The following is a 25,045-nucleotide window of genomic DNA, read 5'->3' as shown; positions in this document are numbered from 1 at the left end:
TCCCCCTCCAGGGGAGGGTGGGCATCTCGGCAGTGGCTAGGAATGGGAATTCGACAATGATCAACCTCACCCCCACCGGCTTCCTCAGCATCGGCGACGCCCGCCTCGAATACAAATGGCTCGCGCCGCAAGCTGCAGATGCGCCCACCATCGTCATGCTGCATGAAGGCCTCGGCTCGGTCGGGCAGTGGGGCGACTTCCCGGACAAGCTTCAGCAAGCCACAGGCGCCGGCATCTTCGTCTACTCGCGGGCAGGCTACGGCCAGTCGAGCAAGGTCGCGCTGCCGCGACCACTCGACTACATGCAGCGCGAGGCGCTGGACGTGCTGCCGAAGCTGCTCGACGCGATCTCCTTCAAGCGCGGCCTTCTGCTCGGCCATTCCGACGGCGCCTCGATCGCGACGATCTATGCCGGCGCGCATCAGGATCATCGCCTCAGCGGCCTCGTGCTGATCGCGCCGCATTTCATCGTCGAGGACATCTCGGTGAAATCGATCGCCGCGATCAAGATCGCCTACGAGTCCACGGACCTCAAGGCAAAGCTCGCGCGCTGGCATCAGGACGTCGACAACGCCTTCTACGGCTGGAACGGCGCCTGGCTCGATCCGAAATTCCGCGACTGGGACATTTCCGAATACCTCGCCTACATCCGCGTTCCCGTCATGGTCCTGCAGGGCAGGGACGACCAATATGGCACCCTGCGTCAGGTCGAGATTGCGCAGCAGGAGTGCTACTGCCCGGTCGATCTGAAAATCATTCCAGGCGCGGGGCATTCCCCGCATCGCGAGGCGCCGGCGGCGACGCTTGAGGCGATTGGGCAATTTGCGACAGCGGCCCTGCGCGAGGATCAGGGACTGCAAGGACGCGCCGCATGATGGCGGTAGCGGCGTGACACGTCCGAGACCCGAGCGCGCCCGCAACATCGGCGCGGCCTTGGACCAGGCATGAAACAAAGTGCATGTAATGGCTGTTAGGGGCTAGACGCATCCAAAAAGATGCATTATTGTGCATCTAACGCTACGGCGAAAATGCATAATCAAGCTCAGGGGTGTGACCCATGGCCGGGGAAGATCGGCGCCTCGCAGGCGGCGCGACATTCATCGATTTCCAGACTGACCCGTCCCGCTACCGGCATTGGAAGCTTGCGGTCGATGGCGACGTCGCGACGCTGACCATGGACGTCGACGAGAATGGCGGCCTGTTCGAGGGCTATCTGCTCAAGCTCAATTCCTACGATCTCGGTGTCGACATCGAGCTCGCGGATGCGCTCCAACGGCTGCGCTTCGAGCATCCCGAGGTGAAGGTCGTCGTGATGCGCTCGGCCAAAAACCGCGTGTTCTGCGCCGGCGCCAACATCCGCATGCTCGCCGGCTCCACCCACGCCCACAAGGTCAATTTCTGCAAGTTCACCAACGAGACCCGCAACGGCATGGAGGACTCCTCGGAGAATTCCGGCCAGCGTTTCATCACGGTGGTGAACGGCTCGGCGGCCGGCGGCGGCTATGAGCTCGCGCTCGCGACTGATCACATCATCCTCGCCGACGACGGCTCGTCCGCTGTTGCGCTGCCCGAAGTGCCGCTGCTCGCGGTGCTGCCCGGCACCGGCGGGCTGACACGCGTCGTCGACAAGCGAAAAGTGCGCCGCGACCACGCCGATTTCTTCTGCACCATCGAGGAGGGCGTGAAGGGCAAGCGCGCCGTGCAATGGCGCCTCGTCGATGAGATCGCGCCGAACTCGAAGCTCGAGGCCAAGATCACCGAGCGCGCAAAGGAATTCGCGGCTGCCTCGAAGCGCAAGGGCAGCGGCAAGGGCATCGCGCTAACGCCGCTCAAGCGCCTGATCGACGAGACCAGCATCCGCTACGGCTTCGTCACGGTCGATATCGATCGCACAGCGCGCATCGCCACCATTTCGATCAAGGGTCCGGAAGCGGCGCCGCCGGCCGACATCGACGGCATGATGGCGCAAGGGGCTTCGTTCTGGCCGCTTCAGCTCGCGCGCGAGCTCGACGATGCCATTTTGCATTTGCGCATCAACGAGCTCGAGATCGCCATGCTGGTGTTCAAGAGCCATGGCGACCGCGCCCATGTGCTTGCCAGCGACGCCTTCCTCGAGGCCAACAAGGCGCACTGGCTGGTCAACGAAATCAGGCACTACTGGAAGCGAGTCCTCAAGCGCATCGACGTGACCTCGCGCACGCTGGTGACGCTGGTCGAGCCCGGGTCCTGCTTTGCCGGCACGCTGGCCGAGCTCGTGTTCGCCGCCGACCGCTCCTACATGCTGATCGGCACGCGCCAGGGTGACAACCGCCCGCCGCCATCGATCGAACTGTCCGCGATGAATTTCGGCCCGTATCCGATGAGCCACGGCCTGACGCGGCTTCAATCGCGCTTCCAGGCCGATCCGTCCGACGTGGAGCGCGCGGAGGCGACGCTCGGCACCGCGCTCGACGCCGAGCAGGCGGAAGAGCTCGGTCTCGTGACCTTCGCGCTCGACGACATCGACTGGGATGATGAAGTGCGCGTCTTCCTGGAGGAGCGCGCCAGCTTCTCGCCCGACAGCCTCACCGGCATGGAAGCGAGCCTGCGCTTCGTCGGCCCCGAGACGATGGAATCAAAGATCTTTGCGCGTCTGACGGCCTGGCAGAACTGGATCTTCCAGCGCCCGAACGCGGTCGGCGAGGAAGGCGCGCTGCGCCGCTACGGCAGCGGCCAGAAGCCGAAATTCGATATGACGCGGGTGTAACGACATTCACTGCGTCATGGCCGGGCTTGTCCCGGCCATCCACGTCCCTGGCTCAAGGAAGCAAGAACGTGGATGCCCAGCACAAAGGCCGGGCATGACGGAACGAAATCGCAAGGAGCACGGCCATGAACATGAACATCATGAACGTCGACTACTCGACCAAGATTCCGAACAACGTGAATCTCGCCGAAGACCGCCAGGTGCTCAAGGCGCTGGAAGGCTGGCACCCCGGCTACATGGACTGGTGGAGCGACATGGGGCCCGAGGGCTTCCAGGAATCGCTGGTGTACTTGCGCACCGCCTACTCCGTCGATCCGCGCGGCTGGGCCAAGTTCGACTATGTCCGTATGCCCGAGTATCGCTGGGGCATCTTGCTGGCGCCGCAGGAAGACAACCGCGTCGTGCCGTTCGGTGAGCACTATGGCGAGCCGGCCTGGCAGGAAGTGCCGGGCGAGCATCGCGCCATGCTGCGCCGCCTCATCGTGATCCAGGGTGACACCGAGCCCGCCTCGGTCGAGCAGCAACGCCATCTCGGCAAGACCGCGCCCTCGCTCTACGACATGCGCAATCTGTTCCAGGTCAACGTCGAGGAAGGCCGTCACCTCTGGGCGATGGTTTATCTGCTTCAGAAGTACTTTGGTCGCGACGGCCGTGAAGAAGCCGATGATTTGCTGCGCCGCCGCTCCGGCGATGCCGATGCGCCGCGCATGTTGGGCGCCTTCAACGAGGCAACGCCGGACTGGCTGTCCTTCTTCATGTTCACCTATTTCACCGACCGTGACGGCAAGATGCAGCTGCACTCACTCGCGCAATCCGGTTTCGATCCGTTGTCGCGCACCTGCCGCTTCATGCTGACGGAAGAGGCGCACCACATGTTCGTCGGCGAGACCGGCATCACCCGCGTCGTGCAGCGCACCTGCGACGCGATGCGCGAAGCCGGCATCACCGACCCGACCGACATCGCAAAAGTCCGCGCGCTCGGCGTGATCGACCTGCCGACCATCCAGAAGAAGCTGAACCTGCACTACACGCTGTCGCTCGACCTGTTCGGCTCTGAGGTCTCGACCAACGCGGCCAATGCCTTCAATGCCGGCATCAAGGGGCGCTATCACGAGACCCAGATCGAGGACGATCACCAGCTCAAGAACGCCACCTATCCGGTGCTGAAGTTCATCAACGGCGAAATCAAGCTGGTCGACGAGCCGGCACTGACCGCGCTCAACATGCGCCTGCGCGACGATTACAGCCAGGACTGCGTCAAGGGCATGCTGCGCTGGAACAAGGTGATCTCGACCGCGGGCTACGACTACAAGCTGACCCTGCCCAATGTCGCCTTCCACCGCCACATCGGCGAGTTCAAGGACATCCACGCCACGCCCGACGGCATTTTGATCGACGAGGCCACCTGGGCGAAGCGCAAGGACGAGTGGCTGCCGTCGGCGAGCGACGGCGACTTCATCACCTCCCTGATGCAGCCCGTCACCGAAACCGGCAGGTTCGCCTCCTGGATCTCGCCGCCGAAGGTCGGCATCGACAACAAGCCCGGCGATTTCGAGTATGTGAAGATCGAGTCGTAAGTTTCTTCACCTCTCCCCGCTTGCGGGGAGAGGTCGGATCGCATCGCAGATGCGATCCGGGTGAGGGGGTACAGGTGCGTCGACAATCTCGTCCGCGGAGAGGGGCCCCTCACCCCAACCCTCTCCCCGCAAGAGCGGGGCGAGGGAGCGCACCGCGGTGCCTCACCCTCAACTATCCCACCCGCTCCCCTTGATCCCCGGATTCGCATAGACGATGCCGCCATCGACCGCGATGGTCGCGCCCACCACGTAGTCTCCCGCGCGCGAGGCGAGATAGATCGCGGCGCCCGCCATGTCTTCGTCGGTGCCGATGCGCCCCGCCGGCACGCGCGTTGCGACCTCGTCGCCATGATCGCGCGCAGCGCGGTTCATGTCGGACTGGAACGGGCCCGGCGCGATCGCCGTGACCACGACATGATCCGAGATCAGCTTCACCGCCATGCGCCGGGTCAGGTGGATCAGCCCGGCCTTGCTCGCGGCATAGGAATAGGTCTCCATCGGATTGACGAAGATGCCGTCGATCGAGGCGATGTTGATCACCTTCGCCGGCCGTTCGGCGGAGGCTGCCGCGCGCAAGGGGCCGGCCAGCGCCTTGGTCAGGAAGAACGGCGCCTTCACATTCAGATTCATCACCTTGTCCCAGCCGCTTTCGGGGAATTCGTCGAACGCCGCGCCCCATGCCGCGCCGGCATTGTTGACGAGGATGTCGAGCTTCGGCTCGCGCTTCCCAAATTCGCTCGCCAGCAGCTCGGCGCCGGCGATCGTCGAGATGTCGATCGGCAGCGCGATGCATTCGCCGTCATATCGCGCGGTGAGCTCCTTCGCGGTCTCCTCGCACGGCCCCGCCTTGCGCGCGGTGATGTAGACCTTTGCCGCGCCGGCGCTGAGAAATCCCGCCGCGATCATCTTGCCGATGCCACGCGAGCCGCCGGTCACGAGCGCAACGCGGCCTTTGAGCGAGAACAGATCGTTGAACATGGTGCCTCCCTTGGGTTGGAGGCTGTGTGAGCCGGTGCCCGGGGAGAGTCAAGGAATGCGCCCCCGTCGTCGTCCTGGCTTTCGCCAGGACGACGCCTGAGGTTTGCCACGACGGCGGAGCTTGACGGCTACGCCGCCGCAATCCGGCGAAAACCGTTCCACATCGCGGTCGCGGCGCCCGAGGTCAGCACCGGCAGAATCCGCCTGTCCTGGTAGTTGCCGTTGAGCGAGACGCGCGGCAGCGCGGTCATGTGGCCGGCGTTCTCGGCGAACAGCATACCGGGCCGCGTCGTCACCGCGGTCTTGAATCCGGCTGCCGCAGCGAGCGCAAATTCGCGCTCACCGGCCGCTTCACGGTCGCCATAGGGATAGGCAAAATGCAGCACGGGGCGCTCCAGAGCCTGTTCGATCTGTGCCCGGCTCATCGCCATTTCCTGCGTGGCGATCTCCGCCGCCTGTTTGGCGAGATTGCTATGGCTGATGCTGTGCGCGCCGATCGTGACCAGGGGATCGGCGGCCAACGTCTTCACCTCGTCCCAGGACAGGCAGAGACTGCGGCACAGCGCTTCCATGTCGACGTCATGCTTGGTGCAGAGCGCCTCGATCTCGCGCTTGAGGTCATGTTCGTTCGGCAGCGCGCGCAGCCAGTCGTGCAGGCGGTCGAACGCCGCTTGCTTGGCCGCAAGTGTCGTCGCATCGAGCCGCAACGCGGACTTGCCGATCTGCACATCAATGTGCTCGGCCTTGGCGATTACGGCTTCCAGCGCCGTCCACCACAGACGTCCGTTGCCCTCGGCAAAATCGCTTGCGACATAGACCGCTAAAGGCGCGTCAAATTCGCGCAGCACCGGCAGCGCATAGTCCAGATTGTCGCGATAGCCGTCGTCGAGCGTGAAGGCGGCGAACCGCCGGGCGAACCGGCCCTGCGCCAGCCGCTCATGCAGCTCGTCCATGCCGACGATGTCGATGTCGCGTGAGCGCAAATGGCACAGCGTGGCGCGCAGGAAATCGGGGGTGACTTCGAGATGCCGGTTCGGCTGGAACGCAGCCTTACGGGCCGGCCGCACGTGGTGCAGCATGAAAATGGCACCCACACCCGACAAGAGCGGGCGCAGCAGGTGATGAGCGCCGCTGAAATAGAGCGCTTCCAGCCCGGCGCGGATGACGTTGTTGCGGAGTTGTTTCATTGCAGGCTGGCGGACCCCCGGGCATTCCGCCCACAACTTACGGAAGGACCCTTGAAGAAAAAGTTATTCCGGTTGTCCACGCAGGGCCTCCACAAGGGCACCATTTCCGGTTTGACAGCCCGCCAAGGGTTTGTTTTGTCTCCGGTTCCAGAGTTCGGGTCGTCGAATGCAGAAGCTTTTCAGGTGGGCCAGCAAATGGTGGCCGGGGCTGATCCCCCTGGCCGTCATGTGGGGATTTGCGGCCTGGAATAACACCTTGCCGGTCGAGGCGGACTTGGCGGCCCGCAGCTCGGCAGCGCTGAAGGATACCGTTCTGGACAAGACCCGGATCGCGGTCGACGGCCGCGACGTCAGCCTGGCCGCGGACGCCTTCTCCGAGGAGGGGCGCCGGGACGCCGTGACGGCGGTCGAAACCGTCCCCGGTGTGCGGCTGGTCGACGACCGGACCCGCCTTGTTCCCGAGGCCAAACCCTTCGTCTGGAATGCCGAACGTGACGTGGTGCGGGTGACCCTGTCGGGCTCCGCGCCGCTGCCCTCGATGCGGGCGCGGCTGACCGAGGCGGCGCGCAAGGAAGTCGCCGGCGTCGAGGTGACCGATCAGATGGGGCTGGCGCGCGGTGCGCCGCCACGGTTCGAGGCCGCCGCAACGTTGCTGCTCGACCAGATCGGCAAGCTCAAGGACGGCAAGATCACGATCACAGATACCAAGGTCAGTCTGTCGGGCATGGCGCGCGAGCTCGGCGGTCGCGAGGCGATTGCGGCCGCGCTGAAGAACCTGCCGGAGGGTTTTTCGATCGCCGCCAACGACGTCAAGGCGCCGCCCTACATCTTCCAGGCCTACAAGGATCCGGTGGCCGCGACGGTGACGCTGACCGGCTACGTCCCGGACAAAACCATCCACGCCGCGATCGCAACCAGCGCCGCGCGAAAGTTCTTCAACGAGAAGGTCGTCGACAATCTCAAGGCCAGCATCGGCGCGCCCGGCGCCTTCAACACCGCCGTGGTCGCAGCGCTCGGCGCGCTGTCGCGGCTGTCCACCGGCACACTCGTGGTCTCGGATCGCGAGGTGAAGCTGTCGGGCGATGCGCTCTATGAAGGTGCTGCCAACGACATCCGCGCAGGGCTCGGCAAGGACTTTCCGAAGAATTGGCAATACAAGCCGGAGATCACGGTGAAGCCTGCGGCAGGCCCGGTCGACGGCACCGTGTGCCAGCAATTGTTCTCGGACCTCCTGGGCAAGGGCAAGATCCGCTTCGCGGCGAAGCGCGCCGACATCGATCCGGATTCCGCCGGCATTCTCGACCATCTGATCGAGACGGCGCTGCGCTGCCCCGCCACCAATATCGAGGTCGTCGGGCATACCGATGCCGACGGCGAGGACTCCTTCAACCAGGCTCTCTCGGAGAAGCGCGCGCAGGCGGTGATCGATTATCTGGTCAAGGCCGGCCTGCCCGCCAGCCGCTTTACTGCGGTCGGCCACGGCAGCACGCAGCCCCTCGCCGGCAACGACACCGACGAGGGCAAGGCGCAGAACCGCCGCATCGAATTTCTGGTGAGGTGATGATGCCCTACCTCGTCTCGTTCCATATGGGTTGGCTGATCGGCTCGCTGCTGCTGGGCTTTTGCATGGGCTGGATCTCGGTGGTCCAGCGCGGCAACGGCACCTCGAAGGTGACCGCGCGGTGGCTTGCCGCCCTTGCCGCGGGTCTGGTCGCAGCTTCGTTGTCACATGTGGTCCGCGGTCGTTTCGGCTACTGGCTCGACCTCGGCCTGATCATGTTCGCGTGCTATCTCGTGGGTTGCACCATTGGTGCATGGCTACGCGACCGGGTGGTCTCGCGAAGCGCGCCGCCAGCTGCCCTGTGACATTGCCGTGCACCCTCACTCCTAGGGATGGGTGGCCGGCGCGCCCCATAGATTGACGTCGGCTTAAGCCGCGACGGAACATTGTGCGGTTGAAATCATCAAAACTTCATGGCGTCTGCGCAGGATTGCCAAGGAGATTCGCGTCAAGCCTTGCCGCCGAAAGCGCCAAACCGTGCATCAGGAGCCCGCAACCCTGCGTAAAATATTGAAGGCACGTGTTTTTGTTCGAATTGGCGAATTCCACTTCGCCCGAAAACGCGCTAGTGGAAGGGCAGGGGGCATGCGCGATGCCGAAGCCGGCGGCGAGGGGTCGTTGAGTGCCGGTGCGTCGTCCGCCTGTCTGCCGGCCAACCTGGCCGCTGAAGCGTTGTTCGAGGTCTAGATGCTGGAAGCCATACGCAGGGCGACGACGTTTCTGCGCCAGAAGCAAATCCTGCATAAGCTTGGAGTTGTGATCAGCGTCGCGGTCATCGGCATCGCTTGCTATGTGCTCTACCACATGCTCCGCGGCATCGATCGCAACGAGGTTCTGGAGGCGATCAAGAGCACCGAGCCGAGCCAGATTGCGATGGCGGCGCTTTTTGTGGCTGCGGGCTATTTCACCCTGACCTTCTACGACCTGTTCGCCACGCGCGCGATCGGGCATTCCCACGTGCCCTACCGGATCAACGCGCTCGCCGCCTTCACCAGCTATTCAATCGGCCACAATGTCGGCGCCAGCGTCTTCACCGGCGGCGCGGTGCGCTACCGCATCTATTCGGCCTATGGGCTGAACGCGATCGACGTCGCAAAAATCTGTTTTCTCGCCGGCCTGACCTTCTGGCTCGGCAATGCCGCCGTGCTCGGCCTCGGCATCTCCTACCATCCGGAGGCCGCCGCCGCGATTGACCAGCTGCCGCCCTGGCTGAACCGGGCGCTGGCGATGATGATCATCGTGGGGCTGGTCGCCTATGTGGTGTGGGTCTGGACCCAGCCGCGGGTGGTCGGCCGCGGGCCCTGGACCGTGGTGCTGCCGGGCGGCCCGCTGACGCTGCTCCAGATCGCGATCGGCATCGTCGATCTCGGTTTCTGTGCGCTCGCGATGTACGTGCTGGTCCCGGACGAGCCCAATCTCGGCTTCGTCGTGGTCGCGGTGATTTTCGTCTCGGCGACACTGCTCGGCTTTGCCAGCCATTCGCCGGGAGGCCTTGGCGTGTTCGACGCCGCCATGCTGGTCGGCCTCTGGCAGATGGACCGCGAGGAGCTCTTGGGCGGGATGCTGCTGTTCCGCGTCCTCTATTATCTGTCCCCCTTCGTTCTATCTGTAATCTTGCTGACGTTTCGCGAAGTTATCATCGGCGCACGTTCGAAGCGCTTGCAGCAGGCGGCGCTCAAGCTCGATCCCGGCCCCGCGCGTGAGGCCGCTTATGTGAGAGAGCGCAGCGACAGCGGCGCCTGAGCGGCGCAAGCCTTTAAGGAGAAGCCCTCCCCGATGGCGATCGACGCCCCATCTTCTCCCAACACCCAGCCCTGGTCCGATCGGCTGCGGCACTCGACCATCATCCTGATCGCGGCGGCGCTGGCGCTGTCAGTGGTGGTCTCGCTCGGCGAATTGTCGGCGCTGCACGCCGCGATCGTGTTCCTCTGCATCGCAGCCGCGGCGCTGATCCCTTGGCGCCTGCACGATCCCACAGCCTCGCGCGACGACGTCAGGCGCATCAACCCGGTCGAGAGCGCAGCGGTGGCCGCCGTCGTCGCCGGCATGCCGGATCCTGCGGTGCTGCTCGACCGCGCCGGCCGCGTCATCCATCTCAATGCCGCCGCCGCCCAGCTTGCGCCGGCGCTGCGCAGGAACGAGCTCGCCCAATTCGCGCTGCGCTCGCCGGAGATCATCACGGCGTTGCGCGAGGCGATCGCGACCACCGAGCCGCGCCGCGCGACCTATCTCGACCATGTACCGGTCGATCGCTGGATGGAGCTCATGATCACGCCGGTGCCGGTGCCGACCACCTTCGGCGGCGCCGACAAATGCATGCTGATGACCTTCCACGACCAGACGCCGCTGCGGCGGGTCGAGGAGATGCGGGCCGACTTCGTCGCCAATGCCAGCCACGAGCTGCGCACCCCGCTCGCCGCGCTGTCGGGCTTCATCGACACGCTCCAGGGCCAGGCCAAGGACGATCCAAAGGCGCGCGAGCGTTTCCTCGGCATCATGCACAATCAGGCCACCCGCATGGCGCGCCTGATCGACGATCTGCTGTCGCTGTCGCGGGTCGAGCTGTCGGCCCATGTCCGCCCCGACACGCTGGTCGACCTCTTGCCTATCATCCTCCAGGTCGCCGACGGGCTCGAGCCGCTGGCGCGGGAACGCCAGGTCGATGTCGAGACCCATCTGCCGGAAGCCCCCGTGATGATCGCGGGCGACCGCGAGGAGCTGCTTCGCCTGTTCGAGAACCTGATCGAGAACGCGCTCAAATACGGCGCCTCGGGCGGACGCGTCATCGTGTCGCTGACGTCAAGCGCGGCCACTGATGGATCTCAGGAAATCCGGGCCATGGTCCGGGATTTCGGTCCGGGCATCGCACCGGAGCACCTGCCCCGGCTGACCGAGCGCTTCTACCGGGTCGACGTCGGCGACAGCCGCTCGCAGGGTGGAACCGGGCTCGGATTATCGCTGGTGAAACATATTCTTAACCGTCATCGCGGCCGGCTCCTGATCGAAAGCGTACCCAAACAGGGCGCCACTTTTACCGCTTGTTTTCCCCAGGCCAGGCCTCCGGCATCGACGTGAAAATCAAGCGATTCCAAGCGCTTGAGGGTGTCATCCAGCTGTCACGAAACCTTCGTAAAAGCACAGCCGACCGCTCCTAAAGGGGCGGCGCGGGGAGCGCGATCGGGCGCGGATGGCGCTTCGCTCCCCTGTATGGAGACCAGCATGAATTTCCTCAAAACTATCGTCGCTGCCGGCTTGGTCGCCGCATCGACGACGGCGGCGTTTGCAGCCGACATCACGGGTGCCGGTGCGACATTCCCGTTCCCGATCTATTCGAAGTGGGCTGACGCCTACAAGAAGGAAACCGGCAACGGTCTGAACTACCAGTCGATCGGCTCGGGCGGCGGCATCAAGCAGATCCAGGCCAAGACCGTGACCTTCGGCGCCAGCGACGCGCCGCTCAAGGCCGAGCAGCTCGAGAAGGACGGCCTCGTCCAGTGGCCGATGGTGATGGGCGCCATCGTCCCCGTCGTCAACCTCGAGGGCGTGAAGCCCGGCGAACTGGTGTTCGATGGCGAGACGCTGGCCAACATCTATCTCGGCAAGATCACCAAGTGGGACGACGCCGCGATCAAGAAGCTCAATCCGAACGTGAAGCTGCCCGCGGAGGCGATCACCGTGGTCCGCCGTTCGGACGGTTCGGGCACCACCTTCAACTTCACCAACTACCTCTCCAAGGCCAGCGCGGACTGGAAGAGCAAGGTCGGTGAGGGCACCGCGGTCGAGTGGCCGGTCGGCGTCGGCGCCAAGGGCAACGAAGGCGTGTCGGGCAACATCAGCCAGACCAAGAACTCGATCGGCTATGTCGAGTACGCCTATGCCAAGCAGAACAAGCTGACCTACACCGGTCTCGTCAACAAGGCCGGCAAGCCGGTGCAGCCGACCGTCGAGGCCTTCCAGGCCGCCGCCTCCAACGCCGATTGGGCCAAGGCTCCCGGCTATTACGTTATCCTGACCGACCAGCCCGGCGACAAGTCCTGGCCGATCACGGCGGCGACCTTCATCCTGATGCACAAGTCTGCGACGGACAAGGCTGCCTCCCAGGAAGCCATCAAGTTCTTCCGCTGGGCGTTCAAGAACGGCGGCAAGGCGGCTGAAGAGCTCGACTACATCCCGATGCCGGACAGCGTCGTCCAGCTGATCGAGAAGACCTGGGCTGCCGAGATCAAGAGCTGAAGCGAATGGCCCGGACGCGCTGCAGCGTGAAACGCTGCTGCGCAGCGCCGGGACCGACAAGAACCGGGCCCCGGATCAGCGTCGCGCCGCTTCGCTGCTCGCGCCGCATCCGGGGCACAAGTCCGGCAACAAGCATATATAGAACGGGTACAGGGGATCGGCGTGGCAGAGATGGCTGTTCAGAGCGATGTAATCGACGACGCCGGACCGTACGACCGCGCCAAGGCCTTGAGCGCGTTCAAGCTCGGCGACGTCACCTTCTACTGGATCACGCGGCTTTCCGCGATCTCGGTGCTGCTGATCCTCGGCGGCATCATCATTTCGCTGATCGTCGGCGCCTTCCCGGCGATCAAGGAATACGGCCTGTCGTTCCTGTGGACGCAGCGCTGGGCGCCCTCGGCCGATCCGCCCGTGCTCGGCGCGCTCGGGCCGATGTACGGCACGCTCGTCACCTCCTTCATCGCGATGCTGATCGCCATTCCGGTCGGTCTCGGCATTGCGATCTTCCTCACCGAGCTCTGCCCGCAATGGCTGCGCCGCCCGATCGGCATGGCGATCGAGCTGCTCGCCGGCATTCCCTCGATCATCTACGGCATGTGGGGCTTCTTCGTGCTGGGCCCGTTCCTGGCCAACACCTTCCAGCCCTTCATGATCAGGGTCTTCGACGGCGTTCCGGTGCTGGGGGCGATCTTCGCAGGTCCCCCGTCCTATCTCAGCCTGTTCAACGCTGCGCTGATCCTCGCCATCATGGTGCTGCCCTTCATCACCTCGATCTCGGTCGACGTGTTCAAGACGGTGCCGCCGGTGCTGAAAGAGGCCGCCTACGGCGTCGGCTGCACCACTTGGGAAGTCGTCCGCAGCGTGGTGATCCCCTACACCCGGGTCGGCATCATCGGCGGCGTCATGCTGGCGCTAGGCCGTGCGCTCGGCGAGACCATGGCGGTGACTTTCATCATCGGCAACTCGTTCCGGATCTCCTCGTCGATCTTCGCGCCGGGCACCACGATCTCGGCGGCGATCGCCTCCGAGTTCGCCGAGAGTGACGGCCTGCACCAGTCCGGCCTGATCCTGCTCGGCCTGCTCCTGTTCGTGCTGACCTTCTTCGTGCTCGCGGCCGCGCGGCTGATGCTGCTGCGCCTGGAACAGAAGGCGGGGAAGTGACATGAACCCGATTTACGCACGCCGCCGCCGCACCGACGTCGTCATCCGCGGGCTCTGCATCGCCGCCGCCGTCTTCGGCGTCACCTGGCTCGCACTGATCCTGATCACGCTGCTCTACAACGGCCTTAGCGGCCTGAACCTCCAGGTCTTCACTGAGAACACGCCGCCGCCCGGCGCGTCCGAAGGCGGCCTGCTCAACGCCATCGTCGGCTCGCTGATCATGACCGTGCTCGGCGTCGGCATCGGCGCGCCGCTCGGCCTGTTCGCCGGCACCTATCTCGCCGAATACGGCCGCAACGACAAGCTGACTTCGGTGATCCGCTTCATCAACGACATCCTGTTGTCGGCGCCCTCGATCATCATCGGCCTGTTCATCTACGGCGCCGTTGTGGTGCCGATGCGCGGCTTCTCGGCGATCGCCGGTAGCCTCGCGCTCGCCGTGATCGTCATCCCGGTGGTGCTGCGCACCACCGAGGACATGCTGCTTCTGGTGCCGAACGCGCTGCGCGAGGCGGCCTCCGCGCTCGGCCTGCCGCGCTCACTGGTGATCAAGCGCATCGCCTACCGCGCCGCGCGCTCCGGCCTCATCACCGGCGTGCTGCTCGCCACCGCCCGCGTCGCGGGCGAGACCGCGCCGCTGCTGTTCACCGCGCTGTCGAACCAGTTCTTCAGCCTCGGCCTGAACAAGACGATGGCCAACCTGCCCGTGACCATCAACAATTTCGTGCAGAGCCCCTACGCCTATTGGAAGCAGCTCGCCTGGAGCGGCGCACTGCTGATCACGCTCACCGTGCTTGCCCTGAACATTGGCGCCCGCATCCTCGGCGCCGAGAGGACCGCAAAATGACCGACCTGTCCGTATCCGTGAGTTCCAACGGTCACCTGGCCTCGCATCCGCTGCCGGAAGCGCCCGCCAAGGTGATGGTGCGCAACCTCAACTTCTATTACGGCGAGCATCACGCGCTGAAGAACATCAACCTGACGCTCGGCACCAACCGCGTCACGGCCTTCATCGGCCCGTCGGGCTGCGGCAAGTCGACCCTGCTGCGCATCTTCAACCGGATGTACGACCTCTATCCGGGCCAGCGCGTGACCGGTCAGCTGATGCTCGACCAGACCAACATCCTCGATCCCAAGCTCGACCTCAATCTGCTGCGCGCCCGCGTCGGCATGGTGTTCCAGAAGCCGACACCGTTCCCGATGACGATCTACGAGAACATCGCCTTCGGCATCCGCCTCTACGAGAAGATCTCGAAGTCCGAGATGGACGACCGGGTCGAGAAGGCGCTGCGCGGCGGCGCGCTGTGGAACGAGGTCAAGGACAAGCTCAACGCCTCGGGCCTGTCGCTCTCCGGCGGCCAGCAGCAGCGCCTCTGCATCGCCCGCACGGTCGCGGTGCGGCCTGAAGTGATCTTGTTCGACGAGCCCTGCTCGGCGCTCGATCCGATCTCGACCGCCAAGGTCGAGGAGCTGATCCAGGAACTGTCCGAGAACTACACGATCGCGATCGTCACCCACAACATGCAGCAGGCGGCGCGCGTCTCCGACAAGACCGCCTTCATGTATCTCGGCGAACTGATCGAGTTCGACGACACCAGCAAGATCTTCACGTCGCCGAGCGACCGGCGTACGCAGGATTACATCACCGGCCGGTTCGGCTGAGGAGACGGGAAATGGGTACTGAACATACCGCAAAGGCCTTCGACACCGACCTCCAGGAGCTCACCCGCCTGGTCGCCGAGATGGGCGGCATCGCCGAGCGCATGATCGTCGATTCCGTCGACGCGCTGATCCGCCGCGACGTCGCGCTCGGCCAGCGCGTCGTCACCACCGACGCCGAGCTCGACGCGCTGCAGAAACGCATCGAGGAGCGCGCCGTGCTCACCATCGCCCGCCGCCAGCCGATGGCGGTGGATCTGCGCGAGATCGTCGGCGCCATGCGCGTCGCCACCGATCTCGAGCGCATCGGCGACCTCGCCAAGAACATGGGCAAGCGCGTTGCGGCGCTGGAGACGGACTTCCATCCGCTAAAACTGTTCCGCGGCCTGGAGCACATGACCGACCTCGTGCAGCAGCAGGTCAAGTCGGTGCTGGACGCCTATGCCGCGCATGATCTGCCGGCGGCAATGGCGGTGTGGAAGGGCGACGAGGAAGTCGACGCCATCTGCACCTCGCTGTTCCGCGAGCTCCTCACCTACATGATGGAGGATCCGCGCAACATCTCGTTCTGCATCCATCTGATGTTCTGCGCCAAGAACATCGAGCGGATCGGTGACCACGCCACCAACATCGCCGAAACAGTGTTCTACATGATCGAGGGTCAGGCGATCACCGACAAGCGGCCGAAGGGCGACATGACGACCTTCGCCACGACGGTACCGAATACCTAGGGAGCGACGACAACATGGGCGCACGCATCATGGTGGTTGAGGACGAGGAAGCTCTCACCGAGCTTCTCCGTTACAACCTCGAAGGCGACGGCTATGACGTGGAGACGGTGATGCGCGGCGACGACGCCGACACCCGCCTCAAGGAACACATCCCCGATCTGATCGTGCTCGACTGGATGCTGCCGGGACTATCAGGCATCGAGCTGTGCCGGCGGCTGCGCACCCGTCCCGAGACCAAGCAACTCCCGATCATCATGCTCACCGCGCGCGGCGAGGAGAGCGAGCGGGTGCGGGGTCTTGCGACCGGCGCCGACGACTACATCGTCAAGCCGTTCTCGGTGCCGGAGCTGCTCGCGCGCGTGAAGGGGCTCTTGCGACGGGCAAGCCCGGAGCGGCTCGCCACCGTGCTCGCCTATGGCGACATCGAGCTCGATCGCGACAAGCGCCGCGTGGCGCGCTCTGGCCGGCCGATCGATCTCGGCCCGACCGAATATCGCCTGCTGGAGTTCTTCCTGGAGCATCCCGGCCGCGTGTTCTCGCGCGAGCAGCTGCTCGACAGCGTCTGGGGCCGCGACATCTATATCGACGAGCGCACCGTCGACGTCCATATCGGCCGCCTGCGCAAGCTGCTCAATCTCGGCCGCGAGCAGGACCCGATCCGCACCGTCCGCGGCGCCGGCTATGCGCTGGATGATCGGTTTGCAAAGGCGGAGCAGACGTAAGTTAGGCGGTGTTGCTTTAGAGCATCCGCCGATCATGTTGCAGCGTATCCTGCGGCGATGAAGTAGTTGCGGCATTCCATTGATGTGAAGCGATCAATGATGCGACCAATCGCGCTCCAGAGGCCGTCGACGGTTCGTTCTGCGGCCTGACGCAAGAGTGCCTTGAGCTTGGCGAAGGCATTCTCGATCGGATTGAAGTCGGGGCTGTAGGGAGGCAGGTAGAGCAGGCTTGCACCCGCAGCTTCGATCATCTGGCGGATCCTTGGTCCCTTGTGGCTGGACAGGTTGTCCATGACGACGATGGCGCCTGGCGGAAGGTCGGGGATGAGAACCTTCTCGACATAGACTTCGAAGGCGTCGCGATTGATCGGTCCGTCGAGGACCCAGGGGGCGATGATGCCGCTGGAGGTGATTCCGGCCACGAAGGTCGTGGTCTTCCAATGGCCGTGGGGATCCCGACCTTCAGCCGCTCTCCACGCGGACAGCGGCCGTAGCGGCGGGCCATATTGGTCGAAGCCCAGGTCTCATCGATGAAGACGAGGCGCTTGGGATCAAGCGCAGGCTGGCCCTCGAGCCAATCCTGGCGCCGCTTTACGACGTCCGGCCGGTCCTGCTCGCTGGCGTGTGCGGTCTTTTTTTGCGCGTGATGCCGTGCCGCATCAGGAAGCGACGGAGTGTGCCTTCGCCGAACACCAGCCCCTTTTGGGCCAGGCTCCGGCGCAGCTCCTCGATCGAGACATCCGGCGTCGCCTTCAGCATCGCAAGGATCGTCTCCTTGTGCGCCTCGATGCGGCCGGACCTGCGGTCTCCACCGAGCGCCTTCGGGCGTGCATCACCCTGCTGGCGCTCGCGCATTCCCCACCGGCTCACGCTTGCCGCGCTCACCCCAAACCGTTCACCTGCCTCGCGGTGCGATGCCCCCGCCTTCACCGCGGCCAGAACCCTAACTCGAAGATCCAGCGAAAGAGCCTTCGACATGCCCGCCGGCCTCCAGCCCCGGCAGGCAGTTTGAATCACCTCACAGCTGATTTGGGAATCCCTTTCGATTCATTCAGCTCGGCGGATGCTCTAGCAGGCGGCTGCCACACTCTCACTGTCGTCCCGGACAAGCGTAAGCGCAGATCCGGGACCCATAGCCACAGGGAGTGATTGTTGCGCTAAAAAGGTAACTCCGAGTCCCCGTAGCCACAGCTTGCGGTGGCTGTGGGTCCCGGATCTACGCGCGCTTGAGGCGCGCTTGTCCGGGACGACATCGGATTTGTAGAGCCGCGATCGCACGACGGCTCATTTCTGGTCTCAGAACAAACTCACCGCGTGCTCGGCTTGGCCGGCGCCCGCCGCCGATCCGCGGCCGGCTGATACGCCACGCGCGAGTGCTGGGCACAGTAGGGCAGGCCGGACAGCGCCCTGCCGCCGCAGAAGAAGAAATCCGGGCTCGATGGATCGCCGACCGGCCAGTGGCAGGTTGCCTCGTTCAATTCCAGCAGCGACAGCCGCTGGCTCATTGGCACCACGTTGTCGTAGGTGACCGGTTCGGCCTCCACCTCGACCTCGAAGGCCTGCGCCAGCGCGGTGTTGCCGCGCGAGATCGGCCGGGTCACCCGCATCATGTGCTGTGCTGGGCGCGCCTTGCGCGGCCGCGGCGCGGCCGAAGATGGGCTCTTGGCGCGGCCCGACAGGCCGAGCCTGTGCACTTTGCCGATCACGGCATTGCGGGTCACATTGCCGAGCTCGGCCGCGATCTGGCTGGCCGAAAGTCCGGCCTCCCAGAGCTTTTTCAGCTGCTCGACGCGATCGTCGGACCAGGTCAAAACCGTCATTGCACCCTTTCCCTCGCTGCGCGCCACCATCCTGGGGCCTCACAGCGAATGCCTAAGCCTTGAAAAACCCGTGCCGCCAGAATCCCTTAAGGCTCGCCGGGCGCGCTACTGACGCCCGAACGTTTACGCCGGTACATGAGGACTTAGAGGATCAGAACCGCTGCACGAGATGTCGTATCTGACAGGCCAAACGCTACAATATGGCGTGACTCCCGCGCAAGAGTCCGCCGACTCGCTTCCACATGTTCCGTGGTGAAAACCCCGCAAAATCGGCACCGCAAGACTACGGATTCAGCGTTTCGCGAGGCTTTCCAGGCGGCATTGACACCGGTCTTGCCAGGCATAAGATAGTGGCGCGTGCCGCCCTTAAAAGGCGGCACGTTTCGTTTTCCGGACCGATCAATGGTGCGCTGCGCAAGGCACGCCAGGCAGGTCTCAACATTCAAATGCAACATCCAAGTGATGGTCATGACCAACAGCGCCGCGCCGCATCTGCTTCCCGTTTTCGCCAGGGCCGACCTTGGTTTCGAGCGCGGCGAAGGCTGTTGGCTGATCGCGACCAATGGCGATCGCTATCTCGATTTCACGTCGGGCGTTGCGGTGAACGCGCTCGGCCATGCTCATCCCGCGCTGGTCAAGGCATTGCAGGAGCAGGCGACCAAGCTCTGGCACATGTCGAACCTGTTCCAAAGCCCGGACGGTGAGAAACTGGCGGCGCGCCTGTGCAGCGAAAGCTTCGCCGACTTCGTGTTCTTCTGCAATTCCGGCGCTGAAGCGCTGGAATGCGTGATCAAGGTCGTGCGGCGCTATCACGCCGCAAAGGGCCATCCCGATCGCTATCGCATGATCACCTTCGAGGGTGCCTTCCACGGCCGCACGCTGGCGACGCTGGCTGCGACGGGCTCGGCAAAATATCTCGAAGGTTTCGGCCCGCCGATGGACGGCTTCGACCAGGTCCCGCATGGCGATATCGAGGCCGTGAAGAAGGCGATCGGTCCGCAGACCGCCGGCATCCTGATCGAGCCGATCCAGGGCGAGGGCGGTGTGCGTTCGTCGACACCCGCCTTCCTCAAGGCGCTGCGTCAGCTCTGCGACGAGAAGGGCCTGTTGCTCGCGTTCGACGAGGTGCAGACCGGCATGGGCCGCACCGGCGATCTGTTCGCGCATCGCCGTTTCGGCGTCACGCCCGACGTGATGTCGCTGGCGAAGGCGCTCGGTGGCGGCTTCCCGATCGGTGCTTGCCTTGCGACCGCGGAAGCGGCCTCCGGCATGACACCCGGCTCGCACGGCTCGACCTTCGGCGGCAATCCGCTCGCGATTTCCGCTGCGAACGCCGTGCTCGACGTCATGCTCAAGCCCGGCTTCTTCGACCACGTGCAGAAGATGTCGCTGCTGCTCAAGCAGAAGCTCGCCTCCGTGATCGATCGCCATCCTGATGTCGTCAGCGAAGTGCGTGGCGAGGGTCTCCTGATCGGCATCAAGGCGGTCGTGCCTTCGGGTGATCTCGTTGCCGCCTTGCGCCACGAAAAGCTGCTCACCGTCGGCGCCGGCGATAATGTCGTGCGCTTCCTGCCGCCTCTGATCGTCACCGAAGCCGAGATCGAGGACAGCATCGGGCGGCTCGAGCGCGCCTGCACGGCGATCTCGTCCGGTCAGACCAAGCGGGCGGCAAGCTGATGAGCAAGTCGCCAAAGCACTTCCTCGACATCAACGAGCTCCCGCTGTCGGAGCTCAAGCGCATGCTCGCCGCATCCTCCGCCATGAAGGCGAAGCAGAAGGCGCATCAGCCGGTCAGGCCGCTCGAAGGCAAGACGCTGGCGATGATCTTCGAGCGCCCCTCGACGCGGACGCGAGTGTCGTTCGACGTCGCCATGCGCCAGCTCGGCGGCGAGCCCATCATGCTCACCGGTGCCGAAATGCAGCTCGGCCGCGGCGAGACCATCGCCGACACCGCGCGTGTGCTGTCGCGCTATGTCGACGCCATCATGATCCGCATCCTCAATCACGAGGCGCTGCTGGAGCTTGCGGCCTATGCGACCGTGCCCGTCATCAACGGCCTGACGCGCCGTTCACACCCTTGCCAGGTGATGGCCGACCTCATGACCTACGAGGAGCATCGCGGTCCGATCGAGGGCAAGACGGTGGCCTGGACCGGTGACGACAACAACGTGCTGGCGTCCTGGGCCCACGCCGCCGAGCGCTTCAAATTCCAGCTCAACGTCGCAACGCCGCCGGAGCTCGCCCCGAAAAAGGCGATGCGCGACTGGATCAAGACGACCAATGCGCCGATCGTGCTCGGCACCGATCCGGAGGCCGCCGTGCGCGGTGCCGACTGCGTCGTCACCGACACCTGGGTGTCGATGGGCGACAAGGAGGGCGAGCACCGTCACAACGTGCTCAAGCCGTACCAGGTCAATGCCAAGCTGATGTCGTTGGCCAAGTCCGATGCGCTGTTCATGCACTGCCTGCCCGCCCACCGCGGCGAAGAGGTCACCGATGACGTGATCGACGGCCCGCAATCGGTCGTGTTCGACGAGGCCGAAAACCGCCTGCACGCGCAGAAGGGCATTCTGGCCTGGTGCTTTGACGCGGTGAAGTAGGCGGGGCGGATCTGGATCGTCGTCCTGGCTTTCGCCAGGACGGCACCGAATTTGCAGGATCGTGTGCACTCATAGCTGCATCCGGAACACGCCGCCTCGCACCCCTTCCAATCCCTCACCTCCGACCCCAGATAGAGCGCCATGGTTTTCCAATCCCCTGACATGAAAACCGGGCTAGAAGGCCCGGTTCGCGCGCCATCAGCAGTTCCGATCGATGACGCCGTGCTGCCCTACGAGGTCGATGCGCTCGACGTGCGTGGCCGCCTGGTGCGGCTCGGCCCGGCGCTCGATGACATCCTCACCAAGCACGATTATCCCGCTCCCGTCGGCAAGCTGCTCGGCGAGGCCATCGTGCTGACGACGTTGCTCGGCTCGGCGCTGAAATTCGAGGGCCGCTTCATCCTTCAAGCCCAGACCGACGGTCCGGTATCGTTCCTGGTCGTCGACTACATGGCGCCGGATCGCCTGCGCGCCTATGCGCGCTTCGATGCTGCGCGCCTCGGTGACGCCAGGGATTCAGGGACGCTGCTCGGCCGCGGCCATCTCGCCATGACCATCGACCAGGGCCCCGACATGAGCCGTTACCAGGGCCTGGTCGCGCTCGACGGCGGCGGCCTCGAAGAGGCCGCCCACGAATATTTCCTGCGCTCCGAGCAGATCCCGACGCGCGTGCGCCTCGCGGTCGGCGAGGAATGGCGCAGTAGCGATGGCGGCAAGCATCGCTGGCGCGCCGGCGGCATGCTGATGCAGTTTTTGCCGAAGGCGCCGGAGCGCGCGCGGCAGGCCGATTTGCATCCCGGCAACGCGCCCGAAGGCACCGAGGTGCACAGCGTCGCGGAAGACGACGCCTGGGTCGAGGCGCGCTCGTTGATCGAGACCGTCGAGGACGTCGAGCTGATCGATCCCGAGCTGTCCGGTGAGCGGCTGCTGTTCCGCCTGTTTCACGAGCGCGGCGTGCGCGTGTTCAATCCACAGGTCCTGAAGGCACAATGCTCCTGCTCGCGCGATGCGGTGGCGTCCATGCTGAAGAGCTTCTCGTCCGACGATCGCGCCGCGATGGTCAAGGACGACAAGGTCGTGGTGACCTGCGAGTTCTGCTCGTCGGTCTACCAGTTCACGCCGCACGAGGCGGGCGTGGAGAACGCGTAGGCCTCCATTTCCCGTCATTGCGAGCGCAGCGAAGCAATCCAGAAATGCATCCGCGGTGTCAGTCTGGATTGCTTCGTCGCAAGGGCTCCTCGCAATGACGAGTTTGGGGCACGCTCGCGCCTCATTCTCGCTGTCATCGCCCGGCCTGAACACCTGACCGGGCGATCCAGTACTCTGAGACGGCGCTGATTGAACCGATAGGCCGCGGCGTACTCGCCGGAGCCTGTCATCGGGCTCGCCGAAGGCGAGACCCGGTGGCGGGGCATGACAGCGGTGGGCGTCGCCGCACCGCCCCTAATTCAACACCCGCTTGTAGTCCGGGCTGTCCAGCGAGAACGTCGGCACGTCGATCTCGAAGCGCTCGCCGCTTTCGCTGACCATCTGGTAGCGGCCGGTCATGAAGCCGGAGGCGGTCGTGAGCGGTACGCCGGAGGTATATTCGAAGCGCTCGCCGGGAGCCAGGATCGGCTGCTCGCCGACGACGCCCTCGCCCTTCACCTCCTGCTGGCGGCCGGAGGCATCGGTGATGATCCAGTGCCGCGTCTTCAGCTGCACGGTCTCGTCGCCGGAATTGGTGATGACGATGGTGTAGGACCAGAAATAGCGGGAGCGGTCGGCCGACGACTGCTCCGGAACAAAGTTCGGCTCGACGGTCACTTCGATCTGGCGGGTCACGGCGCGGTACATGATGCCATCATACCGAAATCCGCCCGGGGAACCAAACCCTGGAGGCGGCTTTGGCGACATCGTCCCGCCAGAATTCGCGGGGAAGGACTCCCCCAAGGGAAGACACCCTTATGTGATCTGGCCGCTTTGCGAGACGACGGCCGGACCGGTAAACTCCATTGCACGTCGCGATTTGCGGAAGGGTTTTGGCCCCCGATGACCATTGCCGACCAAGTGACGGGATCGACGATCGCGGGAACCGCGGGTGCCAAACCCGCAGGCACCAAGCCGCGGGCCGCCGCGCCGGCCATCACGCTGCCGGCCATCGGCGAGCGCGAGCTCCGGCTCGATCTGTTCCGCGGGCTGGCGCTGTGGCTGATCTTCATCGACCATCTGCCAACCAGCCTGCTGACCTGGTTCACCATCCGCAATTACGGCTTCAGCGACGCCACCGAGATCTTCATCTTCATCTCAGGCTACACCGCCGCCTTCGTCTACGGGCGGGCGATGCTGGAGAACGGCGTCGTCATCGCCACCGCGCGCATCCTGCGGCGCGTCTGGCAGATCTACGTCGCCCACGTCTTCTTGTTCACGATCTTCCTCGCCGAGATTTCCTATGTGGCGACCAGCTTCGAAAACCCGCTCTACACCGAAGAGATGGGCATCATGGATTTCCTCAAGCAGCCCGACGTCACCATCGTGCAGGCGTTGCTGCTGCGCTTCCGGCCCGTCAACATGGACGTGCTGCCGCTCTACATCGTGCTGATGCTGGCGCTGCCGTTGATCCTGTGGTCGATGAAGTGGAAGCCCGACGTCACGCTCGGCCTCTCGGTCGTGCTCTACGCGGTGACCTGGGAATATGACCTCTACTTTTCGGCCTATCCGAACGGCTTCTGGGCGTTCAATCCGCTGGCCTGGCAATTGCTTTTCGTCTTCGGTGCATGGTGTGCGCTCGGAGGTGCGCGACGCATGTCGCGCATTCTGGCCTCACCGGTGACGATGTGGATTGCGATCGCCTATCTGGTCGCAGCGTTCTACGTGACGCTGACCTGGTACGTGCCGCAGCTCGGTCACCTCATGCCGAAGCGCATCGAACAGTGGATGTATCCGATCGACAAGACCGATCTCGACGTGCTGCGCTTCACCCATTTCCTGGCGCTGGCCGCGCTCACCGTGCGCTTCCTGCCGCGGACCTGGCCGGGTTTGAAATCGCGCTGGCTGCGGCCGCTGATCCTGTGTGGGCAGCATTCCCTCGAGATCTTCTGTCTCGGCGTCTTCCTGGCCTTCGCCGGCCATTTCATCCTGGCCGAGGTCTCCGGCGGCGCAGCCATGCATGCGTTGATTAGTCTCTCCGGAATCCTGATCATGTGGGGGGTGGCCTGGGTCATTTCGTGGTACAAGAGCGTGGCTGACAAGAGCGGTGCGAAAACCAAAAACGCCGTCGGCAACGCCGATCTGGCGGGAGGGGGCTGATGAAGGCGAAGGTTCTCCTGAGCCTGATCCTGCTATGCGGTGGTCTCGCCGCGCCCATGGCGCGCGCGGGCGATGGTGCGTCTGCTGCTCCGGCCGCGCCCGCGGCCTGCGAATTGCCGCCCTATCTGCTCACCAGCGAAAGCCGGCTTCCCAAGGTCGCCGACGCCGTCAAGGCCGGCAAGCCGCTCGAGATTCTGGTCATCGGCAGCCGCTCGACCACGATTCCTTCCTCGGAGAGCAGCTCATATCCGGCGCGCATGGAGGTGAGCCTCAAGGACAAGCTGCCGCCCTCGGAAGCGGTGCACGTCTCCGTAGAAATACAGAGCAAGAGGACGGCACAGGAGACCGCCGCCACCTTCGTTAAGCTGATGGAAGCAAAAACGCCTACTTTGGTCATCTGGCAGACCGGGACCGTGGATGCTATCCGATCCATCGATCCCGACGAATTTCGCAGCGCAGTAACCGAAGGGGTTACTGCGTTGCAAAAGACAGGGGCTGACGTCGTCTTGATGAATTTGCAGTACAGCCCGCGTACCGAAACCATGATCGCGGCGCAGCCTTTTCTCGATAATATGCGCGTGGTGGCGCAGGAGCACGACATCCCGCTGTTCGACCGTTTCGCGATCATGCGACAGTGGAATGATCAGGGCCAGTTCGACCTGTTCAACCCGTCCCGCGGGCCTGAGCTGGCGAAACAGGTTCATGATTGCCTCGGCCGGGCGTTGGCACAATTCGTGATCGACGCTGCCCATCTGGAGCCGGCCCAGCAGCAAAATTGAGGT

General features: G+C 64.5%; 22 protein-coding genes and 1 pseudogene. 18 read left to right on the top strand and 5 right to left on the bottom strand.

Features of this window, described 5'->3' with window-relative positions; genetic code table 11:
- Positions 1-56: 56 nt before the first annotated feature.
- The 3 genes from XH85_RS43840 (at position 57) to boxB (ending at position 4,323) form a co-directional block, all read left to right on the top strand.
- Complete coding sequence (locus tag XH85_RS43840; RefSeq protein ID WP_128936899.1) at positions 57-875, top strand: alpha/beta fold hydrolase; 819 nt, start codon at positions 57-59, stop codon at positions 873-875.
- A gap of 182 nt (positions 876-1,057) precedes the next feature.
- Positions 1,058-2,746: a 2,3-epoxybenzoyl-CoA dihydrolase gene (boxC, locus tag XH85_RS43835; RefSeq protein ID WP_128936898.1), complete on the top strand. Its 1,689-nt coding sequence runs from the start codon at positions 1,058-1,060 to the stop codon at positions 2,744-2,746.
- 125 nt (positions 2,747-2,871) lie between these two features.
- Positions 2,872-4,323 (top strand): benzoyl-CoA 2,3-epoxidase subunit BoxB, encoded by a 1,452-nt coding sequence (boxB, locus tag XH85_RS43830; protein ID WP_128936897.1) that lies wholly within the window; start codon positions 2,872-2,874, stop codon positions 4,321-4,323.
- Between the two features lie 168 nt (positions 4,324-4,491).
- Here the strand turns inward: boxB and XH85_RS43825 are convergent, their stop codons facing one another.
- Positions 4,492-5,301, bottom strand: a complete 810-nt coding sequence (locus XH85_RS43825) for an SDR family oxidoreductase (RefSeq protein WP_128936896.1) — start codon at positions 5,299-5,301, stop codon at positions 4,492-4,494.
- A 128-nt stretch (positions 5,302-5,429) separates the two neighbouring features.
- Positions 5,430-6,488, bottom strand: coding sequence for a polysaccharide deacetylase family protein (locus tag XH85_RS43820; protein WP_128936895.1), 1,059 nt, complete (start codon positions 6,486-6,488; stop codon positions 5,430-5,432).
- Between the two features lie 166 nt (positions 6,489-6,654).
- On the opposite strand from XH85_RS43820, the gene XH85_RS43815 reads away from it, so the two are divergent.
- The 10 genes from XH85_RS43815 to phoB all read left to right on the top strand — a co-directional run bounded on the left by XH85_RS43815 (position 6,655) and on the right by phoB (position 16,555).
- Positions 6,655-8,049: an OmpA family protein gene (locus tag XH85_RS43815; protein WP_128936894.1), complete on the top strand. Its 1,395-nt coding sequence runs from the start codon at positions 6,655-6,657 to the stop codon at positions 8,047-8,049.
- Positions 8,050-8,051: 2 nt separating this feature from the next.
- On the top strand, positions 8,052-8,354 hold the full coding sequence (locus tag XH85_RS43810; RefSeq protein ID WP_164939677.1) for a hypothetical protein: 303 nt from the start codon (positions 8,052-8,054) through the stop codon (positions 8,352-8,354).
- 382 nt (positions 8,355-8,736) lie between these two features.
- A complete protein-coding gene (locus tag XH85_RS43805; RefSeq protein WP_128936892.1) occupies positions 8,737-9,792 on the top strand; it encodes a putative bifunctional lysylphosphatidylglycerol flippase/synthetase in 1,056 nt (351 codons plus the stop codon).
- Between the two features lie 33 nt (positions 9,793-9,825).
- Positions 9,826-11,124, top strand: coding sequence for an ATP-binding protein (locus XH85_RS43800; RefSeq protein ID WP_128936891.1), 1,299 nt, complete (start codon positions 9,826-9,828; stop codon positions 11,122-11,124).
- A gap of 144 nt (positions 11,125-11,268) precedes the next feature.
- On the top strand, positions 11,269-12,282 hold the full coding sequence (pstS, locus tag XH85_RS43795; protein ID WP_091885397.1) for a phosphate ABC transporter substrate-binding protein PstS: 1,014 nt from the start codon (positions 11,269-11,271) through the stop codon (positions 12,280-12,282).
- A 171-nt stretch (positions 12,283-12,453) separates the two neighbouring features.
- On the top strand, positions 12,454-13,443 hold the full coding sequence (pstC, locus tag XH85_RS43790; protein ID WP_164934782.1) for a phosphate ABC transporter permease subunit PstC: 990 nt from the start codon (positions 12,454-12,456) through the stop codon (positions 13,441-13,443).
- Between the two features lies 1 nt (position 13,444).
- Positions 13,445-14,290: a phosphate ABC transporter permease PstA gene (gene pstA / locus XH85_RS43785; protein WP_128936890.1), complete on the top strand. Its 846-nt coding sequence runs from the start codon at positions 13,445-13,447 to the stop codon at positions 14,288-14,290.
- A complete protein-coding gene (gene pstB / locus XH85_RS43780; RefSeq protein WP_128936889.1) occupies positions 14,287-15,105 on the top strand; it encodes a phosphate ABC transporter ATP-binding protein PstB in 819 nt (272 codons plus the stop codon). The genes pstA and pstB overlap by 4 nt, the downstream gene beginning before the upstream one ends.
- A gap of 11 nt (positions 15,106-15,116) precedes the next feature.
- A complete protein-coding gene (gene phoU, locus XH85_RS43775; protein WP_091884957.1) occupies positions 15,117-15,833 on the top strand; it encodes a phosphate signaling complex protein PhoU in 717 nt (238 codons plus the stop codon).
- A gap of 14 nt (positions 15,834-15,847) precedes the next feature.
- Positions 15,848-16,555, top strand: a complete 708-nt coding sequence (gene phoB, locus XH85_RS43770) for a phosphate regulon transcriptional regulator PhoB (RefSeq protein WP_008143479.1) — start codon at positions 15,848-15,850, stop codon at positions 16,553-16,555.
- A gap of 32 nt (positions 16,556-16,587) precedes the next feature.
- On the opposite strand, the pseudogene XH85_RS43765 reads toward phoB, so the two are convergent.
- Positions 16,588-17,533 (bottom strand): annotated as a pseudogene (locus XH85_RS43765) (IS630 family transposase).
- Between the two features lie 329 nt (positions 17,534-17,862).
- Positions 17,863-18,375, bottom strand: coding sequence for a GcrA family cell cycle regulator (locus tag XH85_RS43760; protein WP_091885401.1), 513 nt, complete (start codon positions 18,373-18,375; stop codon positions 17,863-17,865).
- A gap of 468 nt (positions 18,376-18,843) precedes the next feature.
- Here XH85_RS43760 and XH85_RS43755 point away from each other — a divergent pair, with 468 nt between their 5' ends.
- From XH85_RS43755 to XH85_RS43745, 3 genes are all read left to right on the top strand, one after another.
- On the top strand, positions 18,844-20,052 hold the full coding sequence (locus XH85_RS43755; RefSeq protein ID WP_164939712.1) for an aspartate aminotransferase family protein: 1,209 nt from the start codon (positions 18,844-18,846) through the stop codon (positions 20,050-20,052).
- On the top strand, positions 20,052-20,975 hold the full coding sequence (argF, locus tag XH85_RS43750; protein ID WP_091884961.1) for an ornithine carbamoyltransferase: 924 nt from the start codon (positions 20,052-20,054) through the stop codon (positions 20,973-20,975). The genes XH85_RS43755 and argF overlap by 1 nt, the downstream gene beginning before the upstream one ends.
- Before the next feature lie 141 nt (positions 20,976-21,116).
- Positions 21,117-22,124 (top strand): Hsp33 family molecular chaperone, encoded by a 1,008-nt coding sequence (locus XH85_RS43745; protein ID WP_128936887.1) that lies wholly within the window; start codon positions 21,117-21,119, stop codon positions 22,122-22,124.
- A 294-nt stretch (positions 22,125-22,418) separates the two neighbouring features.
- Here XH85_RS43745 and apaG read toward each other — a convergent pair whose 3' ends face one another.
- Positions 22,419-22,811 (bottom strand): Co2+/Mg2+ efflux protein ApaG, encoded by a 393-nt coding sequence (apaG, locus tag XH85_RS43740; RefSeq protein WP_128936886.1) that lies wholly within the window; start codon positions 22,809-22,811, stop codon positions 22,419-22,421.
- Positions 22,812-23,006: 195 nt separating this feature from the next.
- On the opposite strand from apaG, the gene XH85_RS43735 reads away from it, so the two are divergent.
- Both XH85_RS43735 and XH85_RS43730 read left to right on the top strand, forming a co-directional pair.
- Positions 23,007-24,263 (top strand): OpgC domain-containing protein, encoded by a 1,257-nt coding sequence (locus XH85_RS43735; protein WP_128936885.1) that lies wholly within the window; start codon positions 23,007-23,009, stop codon positions 24,261-24,263.
- Complete coding sequence (locus XH85_RS43730) at positions 24,263-25,042, top strand: SGNH/GDSL hydrolase family protein (protein WP_128936884.1); 780 nt, start codon at positions 24,263-24,265, stop codon at positions 25,040-25,042. The genes XH85_RS43735 and XH85_RS43730 overlap by 1 nt, the downstream gene beginning before the upstream one ends.
- Positions 25,043-25,045 lie beyond the last annotated feature (3 nt).

Origin of the sequence: Bradyrhizobium zhanjiangense (assembly GCF_004114935.1) — a bacterium.
GTDB lineage: Bacteria > Pseudomonadota > Alphaproteobacteria > Rhizobiales > Xanthobacteraceae > Bradyrhizobium > Bradyrhizobium zhanjiangense.
The sequence above is the reverse complement of the archived record's forward strand: the minus strand, read 5'-3'. Positions and strand labels throughout refer to the sequence as shown.

What these genes read in the sequence shown, in the direction of transcription:
- XH85_RS43840 (WP_128936899.1), top strand. Translation starts at nt 57, where the DNA reads ATGATCAACCTCACCCCCACCGGCTTCCTCAGCATCGGCGACGCCCGC.
- boxC (WP_128936898.1), top strand. Translation starts at nt 1,058, where the DNA reads ATGGCCGGGGAAGATCGGCGCCTCGCAGGCGGCGCGACATTCATCGAT.
- boxB (WP_128936897.1), top strand. Translation starts at nt 2,872, where the DNA reads ATGAACATGAACATCATGAACGTCGACTACTCGACCAAGATTCCGAAC.
- XH85_RS43825 (WP_128936896.1), bottom strand. Translation starts at nt 5,301, where the DNA reads ATGTTCAACGATCTGTTCTCGCTCAAAGGCCGCGTTGCGCTCGTGACC.
- XH85_RS43820 (WP_128936895.1), bottom strand. Translation starts at nt 6,488, where the DNA reads ATGAAACAACTCCGCAACAACGTCATCCGCGCCGGGCTGGAAGCGCTC.
- XH85_RS43815 (WP_128936894.1), top strand. Translation starts at nt 6,655, where the DNA reads ATGCAGAAGCTTTTCAGGTGGGCCAGCAAATGGTGGCCGGGGCTGATC.
- XH85_RS43810 (WP_164939677.1), top strand. Translation starts at nt 8,052, where the DNA reads ATGCCCTACCTCGTCTCGTTCCATATGGGTTGGCTGATCGGCTCGCTG.
- XH85_RS43805 (WP_128936892.1), top strand. Translation starts at nt 8,737, where the DNA reads ATGCTGGAAGCCATACGCAGGGCGACGACGTTTCTGCGCCAGAAGCAA.
- XH85_RS43800 (WP_128936891.1), top strand. Translation starts at nt 9,826, where the DNA reads ATGGCGATCGACGCCCCATCTTCTCCCAACACCCAGCCCTGGTCCGAT.
- pstS (WP_091885397.1), top strand. Translation starts at nt 11,269, where the DNA reads ATGAATTTCCTCAAAACTATCGTCGCTGCCGGCTTGGTCGCCGCATCG.
- pstC (WP_164934782.1), top strand. Translation starts at nt 12,454, where the DNA reads ATGGCTGTTCAGAGCGATGTAATCGACGACGCCGGACCGTACGACCGC.
- pstA (WP_128936890.1), top strand. Translation starts at nt 13,445, where the DNA reads ATGAACCCGATTTACGCACGCCGCCGCCGCACCGACGTCGTCATCCGC.
- pstB (WP_128936889.1), top strand. Translation starts at nt 14,287, where the DNA reads ATGACCGACCTGTCCGTATCCGTGAGTTCCAACGGTCACCTGGCCTCG.
- phoU (WP_091884957.1), top strand. Translation starts at nt 15,117, where the DNA reads ATGGGTACTGAACATACCGCAAAGGCCTTCGACACCGACCTCCAGGAG.
- phoB (WP_008143479.1), top strand. Translation starts at nt 15,848, where the DNA reads ATGGGCGCACGCATCATGGTGGTTGAGGACGAGGAAGCTCTCACCGAG.
- XH85_RS43760 (WP_091885401.1), bottom strand. Translation starts at nt 18,375, where the DNA reads ATGACGGTTTTGACCTGGTCCGACGATCGCGTCGAGCAGCTGAAAAAG.
- XH85_RS43755 (WP_164939712.1), top strand. Translation starts at nt 18,844, where the DNA reads ATGACCAACAGCGCCGCGCCGCATCTGCTTCCCGTTTTCGCCAGGGCC.
- argF (WP_091884961.1), top strand. Translation starts at nt 20,052, where the DNA reads ATGAGCAAGTCGCCAAAGCACTTCCTCGACATCAACGAGCTCCCGCTG.
- XH85_RS43745 (WP_128936887.1), top strand. Translation starts at nt 21,117, where the DNA reads ATGGTTTTCCAATCCCCTGACATGAAAACCGGGCTAGAAGGCCCGGTT.
- apaG (WP_128936886.1), bottom strand. Translation starts at nt 22,811, where the DNA reads ATGTACCGCGCCGTGACCCGCCAGATCGAAGTGACCGTCGAGCCGAAC.
- XH85_RS43735 (WP_128936885.1), top strand. Translation starts at nt 23,007, where the DNA reads ATGACCATTGCCGACCAAGTGACGGGATCGACGATCGCGGGAACCGCG.
- XH85_RS43730 (WP_128936884.1), top strand. Translation starts at nt 24,263, where the DNA reads ATGAAGGCGAAGGTTCTCCTGAGCCTGATCCTGCTATGCGGTGGTCTC.